Source organism: Sunxiuqinia rutila (assembly GCF_050589705.1).
Classification (GTDB): domain Bacteria; phylum Bacteroidota; class Bacteroidia; order Bacteroidales; family Prolixibacteraceae; genus Sunxiuqinia; species Sunxiuqinia rutila.
Genome location: NZ_JBNGOT010000016.1, coordinates 62088 through 79120 on the forward strand (window position 1 = coordinate 62088; position 17033 = coordinate 79120).

General features: G+C 44.4%; 13 protein-coding genes. 10 read left to right on the forward strand and 3 right to left on the reverse strand.

Features of this window, described 5'->3' with window-relative positions:
* Nucleotides 1–402: 402 nt before the first annotated feature.
* From nadB to ACRD6K_RS16980, 8 genes are all read left to right on the forward strand, one after another.
* Complete coding sequence (nadB, locus tag ACRD6K_RS16945; RefSeq protein WP_430974247.1) at nt 403–1974, forward strand: L-aspartate oxidase; 1572 nt, start codon at nt 403–405, stop codon at nt 1972–1974.
* The gene (gene nadC, locus ACRD6K_RS16950; RefSeq protein WP_430974248.1) at nt 1971–2816 is read left to right on the forward strand and encodes a carboxylating nicotinate-nucleotide diphosphorylase; all 846 of its coding nucleotides are present in this window, start codon (nt 1971–1973) and stop codon (nt 2814–2816) included. The genes nadB and nadC overlap by 4 nt, the downstream gene beginning before the upstream one ends.
* Nucleotides 2813–3547 carry a type III pantothenate kinase gene (locus ACRD6K_RS16955; RefSeq protein ID WP_430974249.1) on the forward strand — a complete coding sequence of 245 codons (735 nt, stop codon included), beginning with the start codon at nt 2813–2815 and terminating at the stop codon, nt 3545–3547. The genes nadC and ACRD6K_RS16955 overlap by 4 nt, the downstream gene beginning before the upstream one ends.
* Nucleotides 3531–4811, forward strand: a complete 1281-nt coding sequence (gene bamG, locus ACRD6K_RS16960; RefSeq protein WP_430974250.1) for a BamG family beta-barrel-assembly machinery protein — start codon at nt 3531–3533, stop codon at nt 4809–4811. Before ACRD6K_RS16955 ends, bamG begins: the two co-directional genes overlap by 17 nt.
* A 34-nt stretch (nt 4812–4845) precedes the next feature.
* The gene (locus tag ACRD6K_RS16965; RefSeq protein ID WP_430974251.1) at nt 4846–6480 is read left to right on the forward strand and encodes a tetratricopeptide repeat protein; all 1635 of its coding nucleotides are present in this window, start codon (nt 4846–4848) and stop codon (nt 6478–6480) included.
* Nucleotides 6452–7048, forward strand: a complete 597-nt coding sequence (gene lptC / locus ACRD6K_RS16970) for an LPS export ABC transporter periplasmic protein LptC (protein WP_430974252.1) — start codon at nt 6452–6454, stop codon at nt 7046–7048. The genes ACRD6K_RS16965 and lptC overlap by 29 nt, the downstream gene beginning before the upstream one ends.
* A gap of 6 nt (nt 7049–7054) precedes the next feature.
* Entirely contained in the window at nt 7055–8326 is a 1272-nt protein-coding gene (locus ACRD6K_RS16975; protein WP_299583371.1) for a hemolysin family protein, read from the forward strand.
* A 96-nt stretch (nt 8327–8422) separates the two neighbouring features.
* Nucleotides 8423–10537 (forward strand): peptidylprolyl isomerase, encoded by a 2115-nt coding sequence (locus ACRD6K_RS16980; protein WP_430974253.1) that lies wholly within the window; start codon nt 8423–8425, stop codon nt 10535–10537.
* Nucleotides 10538–10929: 392 nt separating this feature from the next.
* On the opposite strand, the gene ACRD6K_RS16985 is transcribed toward ACRD6K_RS16980, so the two are convergent.
* On the reverse strand, nt 10930–11652 hold the full coding sequence (locus ACRD6K_RS16985; RefSeq protein WP_430974254.1) for a 3-keto-disaccharide hydrolase: 723 nt from the start codon (nt 11650–11652) through the stop codon (nt 10930–10932).
* Between the two features lie 219 nt (nt 11653–11871).
* Between ACRD6K_RS16985 and ACRD6K_RS16990 the strand changes: the two genes are divergently transcribed.
* Together ACRD6K_RS16990 and ACRD6K_RS16995 are read left to right on the forward strand one after the other, a co-directional pair.
* Nucleotides 11872–12876 (forward strand): aldo/keto reductase, encoded by a 1005-nt coding sequence (locus ACRD6K_RS16990; protein ID WP_430974255.1) that lies wholly within the window; start codon nt 11872–11874, stop codon nt 12874–12876.
* 38 nt (nt 12877–12914) lie between these two features.
* The gene (locus ACRD6K_RS16995; RefSeq protein WP_430974256.1) at nt 12915–13394 is read left to right on the forward strand and encodes a putative molybdenum carrier protein; all 480 of its coding nucleotides are present in this window, start codon (nt 12915–12917) and stop codon (nt 13392–13394) included.
* A gap of 69 nt (nt 13395–13463) precedes the next feature.
* Here the strand turns inward: ACRD6K_RS16995 and ACRD6K_RS17000 are convergent, their stop codons facing one another.
* Together ACRD6K_RS17000 and ACRD6K_RS17005 are read right to left on the reverse strand one after the other, a co-directional pair.
* Complete coding sequence (locus ACRD6K_RS17000) at nt 13464–14876, reverse strand: putative oxidoreductase C-terminal domain-containing protein (RefSeq protein ID WP_430974257.1); 1413 nt, start codon at nt 14874–14876, stop codon at nt 13464–13466.
* Nucleotides 14877–14958: 82 nt separating this feature from the next.
* Nucleotides 14959–17013 carry a DUF2264 domain-containing protein gene (locus ACRD6K_RS17005; protein ID WP_430974258.1) on the reverse strand — a complete coding sequence of 685 codons (2055 nt, stop codon included), beginning with the start codon at nt 17011–17013 and terminating at the stop codon, nt 14959–14961.
* Nucleotides 17014–17033: the final 20 nt, after the last annotated feature.

Here is a 17033-nt window from a genome sequence, read left to right on the forward strand (position 1 = left end):
CGAGCGAAAACTCGTCCAAAACAAAACGTCCCGCACAGGGCATCAAACTATGGACCAGCACAAATCAGCTGCAAAATATAAAATCATGAATGAAAGTCTTTACTTTAAAAAGACTTTATTTGCTGAAAACGGTCTCTTTGTCATATAATAACCTAAGACCTGATTTTTTGTTGATCGTTTAATTGGGTTAACAAAATCGTATTGTTCTCCAAACGAGCTACAATATCCGATGATAATCCCAATGCCTCACCCAATTAAATGTAAATATTTCTAAACAGAAGAAAAAAGTTGATGCGCGTTGCCCATTCGCCAGCATAATTTAAAAACAACGAATATTTCTCCATGCATAAAACAGATTTATATACCTTTGCCTTTCTGACTTATTGAGAACTTTCAAAGTAAATGCAAGTATTAAATTTTGATACCATTGTTATTGGCAGTGGCTTAGCAGGCTTAGCAGCAGCCTATCATGCGTCGAAACACGGAACCGTTGCTATCCTTTCAAAATCACAGTTGGACACCAGCAACTCCTACTATGCACAGGGAGGCATTGCCGGTGCAATAGCCGAGGAAGATTCCCCCGAATTACATTATCACGACACGGTTGTTGCCGGGCGTGGGCTCTGTGAAAAGGAGGCCGTTCAACTGTTGGTAAACGAAGGCCGTGACCGAATTCTGGAGCTGATTGAGCTGGGAATGCAGTTTGACAAAAAAGACGGCGACTACGTTTTAGGACTGGAGGGCGGCCACAGCAAGCGTCGGATTTTGCACGCCGGCGGCGATGCGACCGGAAAAGCGCTGACCTGCTTCCTGCTGCAGGTTGTGCAAGAACAGCCCAACATTACGTCATTCGAATATACGGCAGTAACCAGGCTGCTCATGGAGGACGGACAGTGTACCGGCGTTCAGGCCATTGACTTTATCACAGGCAAAAGCATGCTTGTAACCGCCAAAGCCAGTATTCTGGCCACGGGCGGGCTTTCGCGCCTGTTCAGCCGAACCACCAACCCACATACGGCAACAGGCGACGGAATTGCTTTAGCTTATGAGGCCGGCGCCGAACTGGCTGACATGGAATTCATTCAATTTCACCCGTCAGCCCTTTACCTGAAAGACAAAGACGCCTTTTTAATTAGCGAAGCAGTCCGCGGAGAAGGAGCCTGGCTGCTCAACGCCAATGGTGAACGCTTTATGAAAGAAGTACACCCGTTGGCCGAACTGGCTCCGCGCGACATTGTGGCCTTCTCCATTTACCGGCAGATGCAAAAGCTGAAAAGCCCACACATCTACCTGAGCTTAAAACACCTGAACCCGGAAAAAATAAAAACACGTTTTTCAACCATCTACAATAAACTGAAAGAGTACGGCTACGACATGACCTCCGACCTGCTACCGATTGCTCCGGCAGCACATTACATGGTTGGCGGCATCAGAACCGACCTAAACGGAGAAACCAACATCCCCGGGCTATTTGCCTGCGGCGAGGTTGCTTCAACCGGAGTAATGGGTTCCAACCGGCTTGCCAGCAACTCTTTGCTCGAGTGTCTGGTATTTGGAAAACGGGCTAGTGAGCAAGCCGCAAAACGCAAACCCCTGTCGCCAAAGCAAACAGCACCAGCTGCACTTTCCAACGATCCGAGAAACGAAGAAGCATTCCTTCTTCTCAAAAACAAGGTTGCTGATTTAATGTCGGAGAAAGTTGGTATTGTACGCAACGGGAAACAACTGGAGGAGACGATAATCCAACTGGAGGCCCTGCTCAAGCAGCTTCCGGCTGAAATAACCGACTACAATGAATTAAAAGCCAAACAGATTATACAGATCTGCCTGTTGATTAGCCGGTCGGCCTTGCTACGAGAGGAAAGCCGTGGCGGTCATATCCGGGAAGATTTCCAACACGAGTCTCCCGACTTCAGGCTACATATCATTCAACAAAAAAATAAAGAACCACTATTTATCCCCATTCAAAAATGATGAACGCACAAGAACTTGAAGCAGCTAAAACATTAATTCAGCTGGCACTGGACGAAGATGTTGCAACAGGCGACATAACCACCGATAACCTCATTCCGGCAGAAACCCGCCGCAAAGCCTACATGGTAGCCAAAGCCGATGGTGTAATTGCCGGCTTGCCCATTGCCGAAATGGTTTTTCGCCACTTTGATGAAAGCCTTGTTTGGGAACCTCAGGTGGAAGAAGGTGCCCGCGTTACCAACGGTACCGTGTTGGTGCGTTTCGAAGCATCCTACCGGGCTTTGCTGACAGCCGAACGTACAGCACTGAACTTTTTCCAACGCCTGTCGGGCATTGCCACCATGTCGGCCAAATATGCCGATGCGGTAAAAGACACGAAAACGGTGATTCTGGACACGCGCAAAACCCTGCCCGGATTCCGCATGCTGGATAAATACGCTGTCAAAACCGGAGGAGCCAGCAATCATCGCATTGGATTGTACGACATGGTGATGATTAAAGACAACCACATTGAAGTGGCTGGCGGAATTACTCCGGCCGTGGAGCAAATCAAAAGTAAAATTCCGGCAGATATCAAAATCGAAGTGGAAACCACTACTCTTGAGCAGGTGAAGGAAGCTGTAGAAGCCAAAGCTGACATTATTATGCTCGATAATATGGATAACGAAACCATGACAAAAGCCGTGCAACTGATTGCCGGAAGAGCCAAGGTGGAAGCTTCGGGGAACATGACTATCGAACGCTTAAAAGGCGTGGCTGCCACCGGGGTTGACTACATTTCAATTGGAGCCTTGACCCATTCGGTACAAGCTATGGACATCAGTCAGCGATTGGAAGAATGAACTTGGTTATTGACATAGGAAACAGCCGCATCAAGCTGGCTCTATTCAACGAACGTGACCTCATGTTCAACGTTCCTCTCGACGAGCTAAAGCCTGATCACATTCAGGTTTTACTGGATGAACATGATGATTTAAAGCATGCAATCGTTTCCTCGGTGCGCGATTACCCGCAGGAGCTAAACGATTTCCTGAAGCATTCGTTTGAAACCTTCATTGAGCTGGATGCCAATACGCCTGTGCCAATTACCAACCGGTACCAGACGCCGGAAACATTGGGGAAAGATCGGCTGGCAGCTGCCGTAGGTGCCACCGAGCTTTTTCCACATCAAAATGTGCTCGTCATTGATGCGGGAACAGCAATCACCTATGAAATAATAACCGCCAATCATGAGTATTTAGGCGGAAATATCTCACCCGGGCTGGAAACCCGTTTCAAATCGCTGCATCAGTTCACCGGTAAGCTCCCACTTCTACATGCCACCGATGACTTCAAAATGCTTGGCACTGACACCGATTCAGCCATCCGCGCTGGCGTGCAAGTCGGCCTCCTGTTTGAAGTTGAACAGTATTTAGACTACTTTAACACTATTTACGAAAATTTACAAGTCATTATTACCGGGGGCGATGCTAAATTCTTTGATAAGAAATTAAAAAATTCCATCTTTGTAAACTTTAATTTAACACTCATCGGTTTAAACAGAATTCTGGAATACAATGTTAAAAACACTTAGAGGAATCTTCATCAGCGGATTATTCATTCTACTCGGACTGACTTCATTCGCACAGAACAATAACACCTCATCACCATTTTCCCGCTTCGGTTTAGGAGACCTTCATCCATACTCCTACGGACGTTTTGCCGGAATGGGTGGTGCATCATTAGGTAGCAGACATCAAGTACAGATTAACTCCTCCAATCCAGCGTCCTATGCTGCGATCGACAGTTTATCGTTCATTTTTGAATTTGGTGCCGATGGCCGGATTTCAGAATATAAATCAGCCAACTCGAAATGGACAACCAATGATTTCAATTTCAGGTACTTTTCCTTCAGCTTTCCAGTAACTCGCTGGGCCGCTGCCACCGTTGGAATTAGTCCTTATGCCGATAAAGGGTATGAAGTTTATGTAGAAGAAGATAATCCGAATATTGGCCGGATTGGAAAAAGCTATTTCGGAACAGGAACAATTTCAAAAGCCTACTTCGGAGCAGGTTTTAACCTCACCGAATCCCTTTCAGTGGGAGCTAATCTTTACTACCTGTTTGGAACACTGAACCAAAACAACTCCATTTATTTCATTGATGATCCGTTACAATACGGATTTAATGAAACGGAACAAACCCGCCTTCGCGACTTCGCTTACTTGCTGGGTGCCCAGTACGATATCAAATTGAAAACCGATGAGTTCCTGACCATTGGAGCCACCTTTGAGAAAAAAGCCAAATTCACGGCTTTCCACTCCTTAACACAGGACAAAATATTGAATTCCGGAGGAGGCTTGCTAACCGACTCGATTAAGCACATTCAGGATGAGCCAGGAAAAATTCAGTTGCCCACAAGTATGGGCATTGGGCTTAGCTACACCAAGCTAAACAAACTGGAGGTAAATGCGGATTACTACCGATCTCAATGGAGCGAAGCTAAATTCTACGGAAGCACCATTCCGGAGCTTACCAACCAAACACGCTACAGCCTGGGAGCGGAATACATTCCGGAAGCCACATCCATCCGAAGCTATTTCAAACGTGTTCAATACCGGGCTGGAATCCACTTGGATAAATCATACTTAAAAATTAACAACCAGCAACTTAATGAGACTGGCATGAGTTTTGGTGTAGGATTACCAGTCGGACGTTCGAAATCCACCATTAACTTAGCGGTGGAATTAGGTCGCCGGGGAACAGTAAAAGACAACTTGATTCGTGAGAACTATACCAAAGTAAGTTTATATTTAAAAATGTTCGATCGCTGGTTTGTACAACGAAAATTCGACTAATTTTTAAAAAAGTGTAATTTAATAATACTTGATCATGAAACCTTTATTTTCCAAAACAATCTTGCTCACCATCGCACTCGTTGCAATGACAGGATTTTCCGTTATTGCCCAAAGAGTCATCAAGGGCACCGTTTACAGAGAAGGAGAGCCAGCAGCTGGGGTAACTGTTGAAGCTCACAAATCCTCAGACTCTTATATGACTAGCTTTGATGGTAAATATGAAATCGAAGTCAGTGAGAAAACAAAATACCTGGAGTTTACCTTTATTGACGACAGACGTAAACTGGACATTGAAACAAACCCCAGCAATGTTATCGACTTTAGTTTTGACGGAGAAATTCCGGCTAAAGGAGCTGGTGCTGACGCAGCCGGAGGTCTTGACCTGAGAACAATGGAAGAATTGGTGAAAGCCAAAGATCGTGATTTCATGGCCAACTTGTCTATGTATGATCAATTCTACAAACAAGACGATTACAAATCAGCCATGGCTCCTTGGGAAAAAGTATACTACAAATATCCCAAGTCAACGCTTAACTTATACATCCATGGAGCGAATATGTATGATGCATTCATCAACAAGGAAAACGATTGGAGCAAAAAAGATGCACTCATCGATTCATTGATGTCTGTTTACAATCGCAGGATAAAATACTTCAACCAGGAAGGTTATGTTTTGGGTCGCAAAGGAACCGATTATCTGAAGTACAAACTGGATAACGAGAACCTGACTGACGATGAACTGAAATCTATCCTTAAAGAAGGATATGGGTACCTGGAAGAAGCCATTAAACTGGAACAAGAGCAAACAGAAGCTGCCGTTTTGGTGGTATTCATGCAAGCTACAAAGCGTTTGTTCCTGATGGGCGAATTCCCAAAAGATAAAGTGGCTTCCAACTATCAAACGTCATCCGAAATCATCAACAATTACTTGAAAGAAGAACCAAACAGCGAAAAATACACCACTTCAAAAGAATTGGTTGACCGCTTGTTCCAAACCAGTGGTGCAGCCGATTGTGAAGCGTTGATTGCGCTATATGAACCTCAATTTGAGACTATCTCTCAAGATTCTGAAGAATTGAAAAAAATGCTTCGGATTTTAGAGCGTCAAGACTGTACCGACAGCCAGCTGTTTGCTCAAGGATCAGATAAACTTTATCAGTTAGACCCTTCAGCTGAAGCAGCTTTCAACATGGCTCGTTTGTTTGTAAAACGTGACCAGTTTGAGCGTGCCAAAGAATATTACAACAACGCCATTGAAGCTGAAACAGACAAAGAATTACTGTCGAAGTACTACTACGAGCTGGGTTCTTTTGTTTTTGCCAAAGAGAATAACTTCCAACGCTCTCGTGACCTGGCCCGTAAAGCCATTCAAAACAATCCAAGCTCAGGCCGTGCCTACATCTTGTTGGGAGACATTTATGCTTACTACAGTAAAAACTATGGCGAAAGCGACTTGGAACACCAATCATTATACTGGTTAGCAACAGACTACTACCAGAAAGCCAAACGTGTAGATCCTGAAGTATTTGGAACTGCAAATGAAAAAATCAACCTCTACAAACAATATTTCCCTGACAAGGAAAGCTTGTTCTTTGAGGGATACCAGGAAGGTCAAACCTTTAAAATTGGTAGTTGGATCAATGAAACGACAAAAGTACGTGCCAAGTAAACAAGCACACATTAATTATTCTAAAGTGAGCATTGCAATTCTCCTAGGGGGAATTGCAATGCTTTTCTTTTCCTGTGCCAACAAAATTGAAAAGATAAAAGAACTGTCAGCCGGAGAAAATACGGCTGGGATGGAAGCGGAAAACTATGAAATGATTCATTCCGATTCAACCATCATCCGGTTCAAATTAATTACTCCCAAGTTAATTCGCTACGATAAAAGCGAAGATCCGTTTGTTGAATTTCCCCAAGGTGTAGAAATCGAACGCTACAATGAAAAGATGGAGCAAATTGCTGGCATTACAGCCAACTTTGCCCGCTTTTATGAGAAAGAATCCAAATGGGAAGCCAAAAACAATGTGGTGGCAGTAAACCCTTCCGGCGACACCCTAAAAACAGAACATCTGATTTGGGAAGAAAAAAAAGGAATCATCTATTCGGAACAGTTTGTCAAAATTATACGTAAAGATCAGGTAATTACCGGCATGGGGTTTGAATCCGATCAAAATCTTTCCAACTGGATGATAAAAAAACCCAAAGGCCCGGTTTATATTGAAGTTGACGAATAACAGCACATGGAAACCCTGATTATTACTATCCTAATCACCATCTTGTTTTCCGCCTTCTTCTCCGGAATGGAGATTGCCTTTCTTTCGGCCAATAAGCTAAGGCTGGAACTCGATAAACAACAAAATTTTATCAGTGCCCGTATTCTGGGCCTTTTCACCCGAAACCCGGGGCAGTACATTGCGACCATGCTGGTGGGAAACAACATTGCGCTGGTTATTTATGGTATTGCATTCGCGAAGCTCTTAGGCCCGTTTTTCGACCGCTTCATTCCACAGGACAGCATTGTACTGTTGCTTCAGACCATCAGCTCCACCCTGCTGATTTTGTTTACGGCCGAGTTTTTACCTAAAACACTTTTTCGCATCAATCCCAATTCCTTTTTGCGTTTCTTTTCGCTGCCACTAGGCTTTTTCTTTTTACTGTTCTTCCCCATCACCCGGCTTACCATGTGGATGTCGAAAGTTCTGCTGAATACCTTTTTCAAATCATCGTTTAATCACAAAGCCCGGAAGAATGTTTTCAACCGAATTGACCTAGACCATTTTGTGAATGAATCGGATGAAGCCCAGCAACGTCGCGAGCACGAATTAGAAAATGAAGTCAAACTGTTTCGAAATGCCCTCGACTTTTCCAAAGTTAAGCTTCGCGAAGTGATGGTACCACGCACCGAGATGGAGATCATGGATCTCAATTCCAACGTGGACGACCTAATTCAACGCTTTATTGAAACCGGCTATTCCCGAATCCTTTTTTACCAAGACAACATCGACAACATTGTTGGGTACATTCACCATTCCTCCATTTTCTCAAACCCGGGTTCTATCCGTTCAAACCTGAAAAAAGTATTGATTGTACCCGAAACCATGCCAGCCAGCAAACTGCTTAGCAAGTTCATTTCGCAACACCGGAGCATCGCCATTGTTGTTGACGAGTTTGGCGGCACTTCCGGGATGGTTACCAGCGAAGATATTCTGGAAGAAATTTTTGGCGAAATTGAAGATGAGCATGATACTTCTGATTTTGTCGAACGGCAAATCAGCGAAAACGAATACATCCTTTCGGCCCGGATTGAGCTGGATGATTTGAACGAAAAATACGACCTCGGATTTCCTGTCAAAGAACATTTTGAAACCCTGGCCGGCTTCATCCTGTTTCACCACGAAAGTATTCCCAAAATCAATACGGTAATTGACATTGATAACTACCGCTTTAAGATATTAAAAGCCACTCATACCAAGATCGAATTGGTCAACCTTAAGATATTGGACAACACCTAAAATAAAAAATGATTCTTAAGGTTTAATTCTCAAAATTGCTATCTTCGTACCTCGTAAAAAAAATAAGTAAATCTATAATTCAATAATTATTAGTCAATGGCTACATTACAGAAAATAAGAAATCGTGCCGGCTTGTTGGTAGCGATCATTATTGGACTTGCATTGGTTGCCTTCATTTTAGGTGACATTTTTCGCTCAGGTAGTTCATTATTGAGACCTCAGCAGTTGGAAGTCGCTGAAATCAATGGAGAATCGATTCAATATCCTGATTTCCAAAGGCAGGTTGAAGAAATGGCAGAAATCTATAAAATGAACACAGGTTCGACTCAGCTTGATGAGAATACTTGGGTTCAGGTGAGAGAGCAAGCCTGGCAAAACCTAGTGCGTCAGATCGTGATGAGCGAAGTTTATGAAGAATTGGGCTTAACGGTAACAGCCGATGAACTGTTTGACATGGTTCAGGGAAAAAACCTACACCCCATTATTCAACAGCTATTTCGCAATCCACAAACCGGACAAGTTGATAAAACTGCAGTCCTTCAATTCCTAAAGTCATTGGAACTGAATGCAACTGCTCAGCAAAAAGCATATTGGCTATACATTGAAGAACAAATAAAGGAAGAGCGTATTCAAACCAAATACAACAATCTGGTTCGTCAGGGATTGTATGTAACATCAGCTGAAGCGCAAAAAAGCCTGAATGCCAAAAACAAGCAGGTCAATATTCAATACATCCGTCTTCCTTACATTTCTATGTCCGACAGTGCTGTTTCTGTTTCTGATAGCGAACTGAAAGATTACTACAAAAAGCATCAGGACAACTACAAGCAAGATGAAAGCCGCACCATTGAATACATTACGTTTGATGTGAAAGCAACCGAAACCGATGATGCCAATACCTTGAAGTGGGTGGAAGACATCAAGGCAGAATTTGCTAACATAGCTGAAAACCAGCAATACGTGAACATCAACTCAGATGTGCCTTTCGAGAATGTTTATCAAAAGAAAGAAGAGCTTTCTGATGACATCGCAGACTTCGCTTTCAGCAGTAAAGTCGGAGATGTTTACGGTCCCATCAAAGAAGGCAATGCTTACTCTTTGGTTAAAATTGATGATATCAAAGACCTGCCTGACTCTGTTCAAGCACGCCACATCCTGATCAATCCCGAAAAACTTGGAAGCTACGAAGCTGCACTGGCCTTAGCCGACAGTCTGAAAGGCTTGATTGAAAACGGAACAAGCTTTGCCAAATTAGCTGAGCAATATTCGGAAGATACTGGTTCGGCTCGTGAAGGTGGAGACTTAGGCTGGTTCAGAAAAAACCAGATGGTAAAACCTTTTGAAGAAGCTGCATTTAATGGTGAGGTCAATAAGTTGTACACGGTAACTACGCAATTCGGCGTTCACCTGCTTCAACCAACCCGCAAAGGAAAATTGACCAAGCAAGTTCGCTTGGCTAAACTTTCGCGCAACATCGAACCTAGCACGCAAACTTACCAAAGCGTTTATGCTTTAGCCAGCAAGTTCGTTTCTGAAAACCAGGATTACAAATCATTTGATGAAGCCATTGCAAACGAGAAGCTGACCAAAAGATTTGCAACTATTGGAGAAAATGACCGCGAAGTAAGAGGTCTTGCAGATTCTCGTCCACTGATCCGCTCAGCTTACGAAGCCGATGTAAAAGATATTTTGCACAACAACGAAGGCTCTGCAATTTTCGAACTGGGTGACAGCTTTGTTGTAGCCGCTTTAGTGAGTGAAACCGAAGAAGGAATTGCCTCTTTCGAAGAAGTAAGACCTCGGGTTGAACTGGCTGTGAAAAAACAAAACAAAGGAAAAGCCCTGGCTCAGAAAATCAAAGATGCTGCCAATGGTAAATCGTTGGAAGCTGCTGCTGAAGCACTGAATACTGAAGTACAAACTGCCAATGGATTGACTTTTAATTCAACGTCAATTCCTGCAGTAGGCATGGAACCAGCTGTCATTGGAACACTAGCCAGTCTGAACCAAGATGAGCTGTCAACTCCAGTCATTGGCAACAACGGTGTTTACCTTGTAAAAGTGGTATCAACAACTGAAGGCAACGACACTGATTTGATGGCCGAGCAAATGCGTTTAAACCAAACAATGGGTTCTCGCGCTCTCTATCAGGCTTATGAAGCCCAGCGCAATGCTGTAGAAATTGAAGACAACCGGGCCAAGTTCTATTAATCGAACGGCTCCAACAACATATAAAAAAGCAGGCTTTGAGGCCTGCTTTTTTTATGCGCTCTATTTTAGTTAATCTTTGATCGCCTATCCCAAGTTCACAATCATTAGCGGGTGCTAATAACACGAAAGCTGCCGCCCCACAGATAATTGCAAGCAACTCCCTCAAACTGCCTTACAGCACCAAAAACGTCCTTTTTACAGCCGATACAGAAGTTGGTGAATGCAGAACAAGAGTTCGGAGCAAAGTCTGGCTACTGCCAGCAATTAAGCTTAAACAAACCAGCCCCAATGACAGACGCCGCTGCACCGTTCCAGAATCCAATATCGTTTACAATTTTAGTGTATCAAAAATTCCCCGGTAAGAATCAAAGTGAATGAAAGGTTATGAAAACTTACAGTTCCTGAATATAAATCTCTTTAAACTGCATAATCAGTGCATCCTTTTCATGAATCTGAAAAGCAATATGCCCTTTCATGCCCACATTCAACGCGCGATGGGTTTCATCATTTAACGTGCCCGCCCCTTTGTAGTTGGTAATTTTAATGCCGTTCAGCCAGGCTTCAATTGACGTGCCGACACAGCGAATGCGCATCACATTCCACTGGTTGGTTTCTTCGGCATAATAGAACAATATCTTCTTCGATTGCATCGATTCATTCACCCAGGCATTGCGGGGTAGGTTCGGAAAAATCCAACGCTGATTTCCGTCCGTTTCATCCCAAACCATGCCGGTGCGCCAGGGTTGCGGCGCATGAATTTCCACTTCCGGACCATCCATCGAATAGGTTTCGTCATTGTAACGCGACCGCACCTGGACACCACTGTTTCCACTGCTTGTTCTAAAAGCCCTGAATTTAAACTTCAACTCAAAATCCCCATATTCTTTTTCCGAATACAACCAGGCACTTTCGTGCTCCGGATTGTTTAACGAGTTGGCCATAATGGTTCCGTCAATCACCCGATAAAAAATATAGTAACGATCCCTATTGGCTTTTTTCTCCACCCAACCGTCCAGGTTCTCTCCATTAAATAGCGAAACAAAATTATCTTGAGCAATCGCATTGGACAATACCAGAAAAGATAAAAGGATAAAAAAAGTTAGCTTCAGGTTCATAGAAATTCGACTTGGTTCAAGTTTGTTTTTTTTCATTTAAGAACAAGCCTTAAAGTTCGAATTTTCATTGCTGAAATGCAAGTGCTTTATTTGCCCTGTCAGCCTTCCGGATTCATCCCAAAAACATAACCTTCGCACACACTTATTACGTAAACGCCACTGTAATCACCTGAACAAAAGCACCATTCAATTGTCTAAACTATTTAAAATCACAAAACAATGACAGACCGACGCGAATTCCTGAAAACCATGGCTGCCATGACAGCTGCCATTTCTTTGCCTTCCGCCCTATATGCCAACGGCGCGCAACGCGATAAGCTTGGCGAAATACTTCCACTGCGCAAACTCGGAAATACCGGTTTAAACATTACCATGCTTGGCGTTGGAGGATACCACATTGGCTGGACCACCGAGCGCGATGCGCAGGAGGTGATTGAAGCGGCTCTGGAAGGAGGAATCCGATTTTTTGACACTGCCGAACAATACGGTCCCGGCACCAGCGAAGAGCGCTACGGCAAATATTTAACCCCAAAATACCGCGAATTAATCTTCTTAATGACCAAAACCCTGGGACGCACAGCTAAGGAAGCTCAACAACACCTGGATGATTCGCTTCGCCGCCTGAACACAGACTATCTGGATCTTTGGCAAATGCATTCATTAACCACTCCGGAAGATGTTAACAGCCGGATGCAGGAAAAAGTGCTGGATGTATTGATTCGTGCCAAGGAAAGTGGAAAGGTAAAACACATAGGATTTACCGGCCACCAAAACCCATTTGCACACAAACGCATGCTGGAACTCACGCGCGATACAAACCTGATTGACACCGTTCAGATGCCCGTCAATGTATTGGATCAGTCGTATTTCAGCTTCACACAAAATGTGATGCCCGAACTGATGGAGCGCAATATTGGTGTACTGGCTATGAAAACCCTGGCTGACGGCCGATTTTTTGCGACCAAAGAGCGCGCCAACTGGCAAACAGATGATCCGGTGATACCGAATTACATTAGCATGGAAGAAGCCCTGCACTTTGTTTGGTCGCTTCCCGTGAGCACACTGATTACCGGAGCGGAGAAAGCCGACTACATTCGGGATAAAGTAAAGATGGCCAAATCATTCATCAAACTTAGTGAGGACGAACGCATTGCTCTGGTCGACAAAGTAAAGGACAAAGCGCTGGCCGGTACAATCGAATATTTCAAACAGAAGCCAGCTTAATACGGCCTTGCTTGAAATCACAAGCCAAGTTTTCGACAATGAAACTTCAACGAATCCTGAGTGGAGGGCAAACCGGAGTGGATCGTGCAGCACTGGATGCCTGCTTGGAAGTCGGTTTTCCCTGTGGCGGGTGGTGCCCGGCTGGCAGAAAAGCAGAGGACGGGCGCATTTCCTTGCGTTATCCGCTGCAGGAAAGCATGAGCGGCACATACGACGAGCGTACCCGGTTAAACGTATATGATTCCGATGCCACCTTAATTATCTTTAGCAGGGAACTTACTGGTGGAACCTTACTGACCTACAATTATTGCAGATCAACCAACAAACCCGTTTTTCTGTTTGAAGTATCGCCTTTTTTCATTGAAAAAACTATGAATCAGCTAATTCAGTTCCTGAGCATTCACTCCATTCGCACACTCAACATTGCCGGGCCACGTGCCAGTCAATGGCCCCAGGCTTATGAAGCCGGGCGACTGATCTCAACTCAACTGATCAGCCAACTTAAAGCTTCCTTTTAGCTTTTCACACCAAAACAAAAAAGGTCCGACGATTTTCGTCAGACCTTTTCGTATTCTTTTCAATAGTTTTTACTTCTTAGCCATCTCCAACGCTTGGGTGGTGGTGTAGTACTTGGTAATCATGTTTGGTACTTCCCACTCCGGCAATTTCCCCCACTCCAGGTAGCGCAGGTATTTTTCAGTAACCTGGGCAAAATGTGCCTCATGCCCCACTTTGTATGTATCCGGAATTTCAACAGTCCATAGTTTGTCTTCCAGCTTAACCAGTTTCAGTCCGGGATATTTCGTCGCGATATCCTGATTCACGGCTTTCTGCAAACCGCCCTCAAAAGTTTCAAGGCCTTCATCAATTTCTGCCTGAATGTACACGGTTGGTTTGTAATTCTGTTCAGCTCCTTGTTTGATAATGACATCACACAACGAACCGCGCATAATACTATAATGGGTATCACCAGTTCCTTCAGGAGCCTGAAAGTTCCAAATAACCGATACTTTGGCGTATTTGCCTTTCAGCTTATACGTAAATTCTCCATTGGTATAAACCTGCAATTTTCCATCCACCACATCTTTCTGAAGAAAATCAGGGAAGGCATCTTTCTGCGTAACTTTCTGAAACTGATCCAGAGTCAATCCTGTCGTCCAGCGGCTGGCATTCACCATTTCCACATCAGACTTCTGAAGGATTTGCTCCGGAAAAGCTTCCCACTGAATCATGTCCACCAGGTGGGTGGTCACATCCACCATTCCTTCACCTTGTTGCTCGGTGTCAAAAAACCAGTCAGGACGCTTGATCGGATTTCCAGCTACATACTTGAAAATATGGTGTACACTTTCCTTGGTAATCGCCGGCTCCTCGGCCGTTCCGTCCTGCAATTGTCCAAACACTTCCGGAATTTTAGATAATTCACGCTGAATAATGGTCGTAATCTCATACCGTTCAGTCATGATATCATACAGCAACACGCCATTGGCTTCGGCAGCTTTAAAAGCCTCTTCCAGTAAGGCAAAACCTTCTGAATTGATGGCCATCGGTTTATCAGCATAGATGTTAATTCCGGCATCGGCCGCTGCTTTGATGTAATCTATTTTCTTGGCATTATTGCCCGAAACCATCATGACGTTTCCTGGCTTTTCAGTCAGCATTCGCTCCAGGTAATCATCACCGGTGTATACTTTTTCAACCCAGTTGGTGGGATTTTCGGCACGTGTGTTAAATCCTTCAATTCGGTTCAGATGATCCTGCACATCTTCTCCTTCAGGAGCATAAACATAAACCGTTGGGTCGACCTGCTCATACATTTCTTTCTGAACCAGAGCCGCATGAAAGTGCCCGGGATCCAAGGTCATAATTTTAACTTCGCCTTTAGCTCCTGTGAAGGCAGACTTTGGTTCTTCCGAGGTCGCTTTCTTTTGCCCTCCGCCCGAGCATGCTGCGAAAAGTACGACCGATAACAACATAAAAGTATAAGATTGATTTTTCATTTTGCTAAATAATTCTAAATGATTTAGTTCGTTTGCACCACAAAAATAAGATTTTCCGCCAACCAACAGCAGTTAGGAACCCTTAACAGGTTCTTTTTCCGTCAATATCTTTAAAATCGATTTCGTAGGTTTCCCCGCTATGCAAGCTTATTGTTGCCCCCAAGGCTGAGTAGTTTTCAGTAATATCCTTAATTTTTATATCCTTAATTGGAGACAACTCTTCTTCCGTCCATGCACCATCATCCATTTTATGCAGCATTACGGTAATCATCAATTCCATGGCCGGATTTTTGGCCATCCGTTTTTTACGGGCATAAATCACAGTACTTTCATCCGCCTCAGCGTTTCGGTTTTCATGAACCAGATGCTCCAGTTTATCCCATCCACGATAGGCAATCAATGCAAGTTGCCGCCCCGGAATAGCTGCTGTTATAACCTGCTTGTCCTTCGATTCAAACTGATTTACCACTGCCTTTCCCCCATTCAGATGAGGCAGTCCAAAGTGCCCAAGAGTCAGTTCATATTCAAAGGCCAGACGCGAACGATCAACCCGAATCACCCCACCGGGAATCGTAATATCAGCCAAATCGATCATATAGCCAACGCCGTTGTTGGGCGGCTTACGCATAATCGCCTGCCGGTACAGCACGCCCTTGCGTACGCCATTGTACAACATACTCTGAGAAATGGTATACGAGCGGTTTTTCTCCGAGTCATTATCAACCGTTAATCCCGTAAGGTAGAAGTTCACATCGTCGCCCCGCACATCACGCGGATCATGGCTGCGATAACAGTATTCCATGGCGGTTCCGCCTTGCGGATTGTGATCTTCCCAAGGGAAATGCGTGTTGTAAACCAGCTTCGAATAGTTCGGGTCATCGTAATAAACTTTTCCGGGCACAATTTCAGAGGTGCCTGTTTTTCCATGGTTAACCAGAACCAACCCGGGGCTATCCAAAATGGTACGAAGCGATTGCTTGCCCAGAGTTTCCCACATACCTTCATTTTCACGGGTGGTCCAGAAAGGAGAATCCTCAGGCAACGCCAGGCAAATGAATGGCAAAAACATCAGAAAAGGGCTGCCTGCGCAACTGTAATTTTGAACCATGTATTCCTTTTGTCCATAAAACCCGAGACTTGGAATGTCGTTGCAGAAAAATTCTTCGCGGGTTACAAACTGCAACAAAGAACCTGAGCACAATCTTCTGGCCCATCCGCCATCCAGCTGCGTTTTTTCTTTCAGCATAAATGCTACCGGAAAGGCGCCCGACACCCAGGTGCGGTAACAAATACTTCGTGACCACATGTTGATGTATCCGTCGCGCCCAAAAAATCCGGTAAGTGATTCCATCAACTTCTGAGCCGATTTTTCAATTATCTCAGCAATCTCCGGATAATACTCATCCCCAAATGTTCGGTTCCAGATGGTAGTATAAACAATGAACAGACTGATGGAGTAGTAGTTGTAGGTTTGCTCGAGGTACCAGCCATCTCCCGAGTGGTAAGAAGCTACCCACAGCAAATGACTCTTGAGCAGTTCATCATCAATTTCATAACCGTATTTTTTCAGAAATGAAAGGGTAACAATGTTGAATATTCGCCAGTTGTTTTGAGTGGTGCGGTGGTGGGCCCATTTTGAAATGGTAACAACCATCTCATTCTTTTGCGCTTCGGGAAACTGCGACCAAATGGTATCGGGCATTAGCAGCAAGGTCTTAAACAAACCGCCAAATTCGCAGGTAAACTGGTAATTTGAATCGGGTAAATCTTCGGGTAAAGGCAACGAATTGGCATGTCCCGGAGTAAAGGTATTGTATAGCTGCCGGCAGTAATAATCGCGCAGGTTGATACCATTTATGGTGGTTTCCGGATCAACATGAATGAGTGGTCCGGCCAGGGTAAAGGTCCGTTCCAATGCCTCGAACTCAGCCGAGCGGTAGCGCCAATCGGGGGCATTGGGCTGCGGATAGGTTTTTCCCGGAACAATGGGAAAAGTGAGTGGCGTATCAATGGAGTCGATGTGCTTAAACGCACGTTCCAGCAAGTACTTTGCCAGCTCAATGTAATGTTTCCTGGTCATCCCCGTATGCGGACTCAGGTCAAAATCGGGATTCTCTACTTCAAAGGCCTTTTTCATTTCATCTGATTAAATGATGC

Excerpts from the sequence above, each read along its gene's own strand:
- nadB (WP_430974247.1), top strand. The coding sequence starts at position 403 with ATGCAAGTATTAAATTTTGATACCATTGTTATTGGCAGTGGCTTAGCA.
- nadC (WP_430974248.1), top strand. The coding sequence starts at position 1,971 with ATGATGAACGCACAAGAACTTGAAGCAGCTAAAACATTAATTCAGCTG.
- ACRD6K_RS16955 (WP_430974249.1), top strand. The coding sequence starts at position 2,813 with ATGAACTTGGTTATTGACATAGGAAACAGCCGCATCAAGCTGGCTCTA.
- bamG (WP_430974250.1), top strand. The coding sequence starts at position 3,531 with ATGTTAAAAACACTTAGAGGAATCTTCATCAGCGGATTATTCATTCTA.
- ACRD6K_RS16965 (WP_430974251.1), top strand. The coding sequence starts at position 4,846 with ATGAAACCTTTATTTTCCAAAACAATCTTGCTCACCATCGCACTCGTT.
- lptC (WP_430974252.1), top strand. The coding sequence starts at position 6,452 with ATGAAACGACAAAAGTACGTGCCAAGTAAACAAGCACACATTAATTAT.
- ACRD6K_RS16975 (WP_299583371.1), top strand. The coding sequence starts at position 7,055 with ATGGAAACCCTGATTATTACTATCCTAATCACCATCTTGTTTTCCGCC.
- ACRD6K_RS16980 (WP_430974253.1), top strand. The coding sequence starts at position 8,423 with ATGGCTACATTACAGAAAATAAGAAATCGTGCCGGCTTGTTGGTAGCG.
- ACRD6K_RS16985 (WP_430974254.1), bottom strand. The coding sequence starts at position 11,652 with ATGAACCTGAAGCTAACTTTTTTTATCCTTTTATCTTTTCTGGTATTG.
- ACRD6K_RS16990 (WP_430974255.1), top strand. The coding sequence starts at position 11,872 with ATGACAGACCGACGCGAATTCCTGAAAACCATGGCTGCCATGACAGCT.
- ACRD6K_RS16995 (WP_430974256.1), top strand. The coding sequence starts at position 12,915 with ATGAAACTTCAACGAATCCTGAGTGGAGGGCAAACCGGAGTGGATCGT.
- ACRD6K_RS17000 (WP_430974257.1), bottom strand. The coding sequence starts at position 14,876 with ATGAAAAATCAATCTTATACTTTTATGTTGTTATCGGTCGTACTTTTC.
- ACRD6K_RS17005 (WP_430974258.1), bottom strand. The coding sequence starts at position 17,013 with ATGAAAAAGGCCTTTGAAGTAGAGAATCCCGATTTTGACCTGAGTCCG.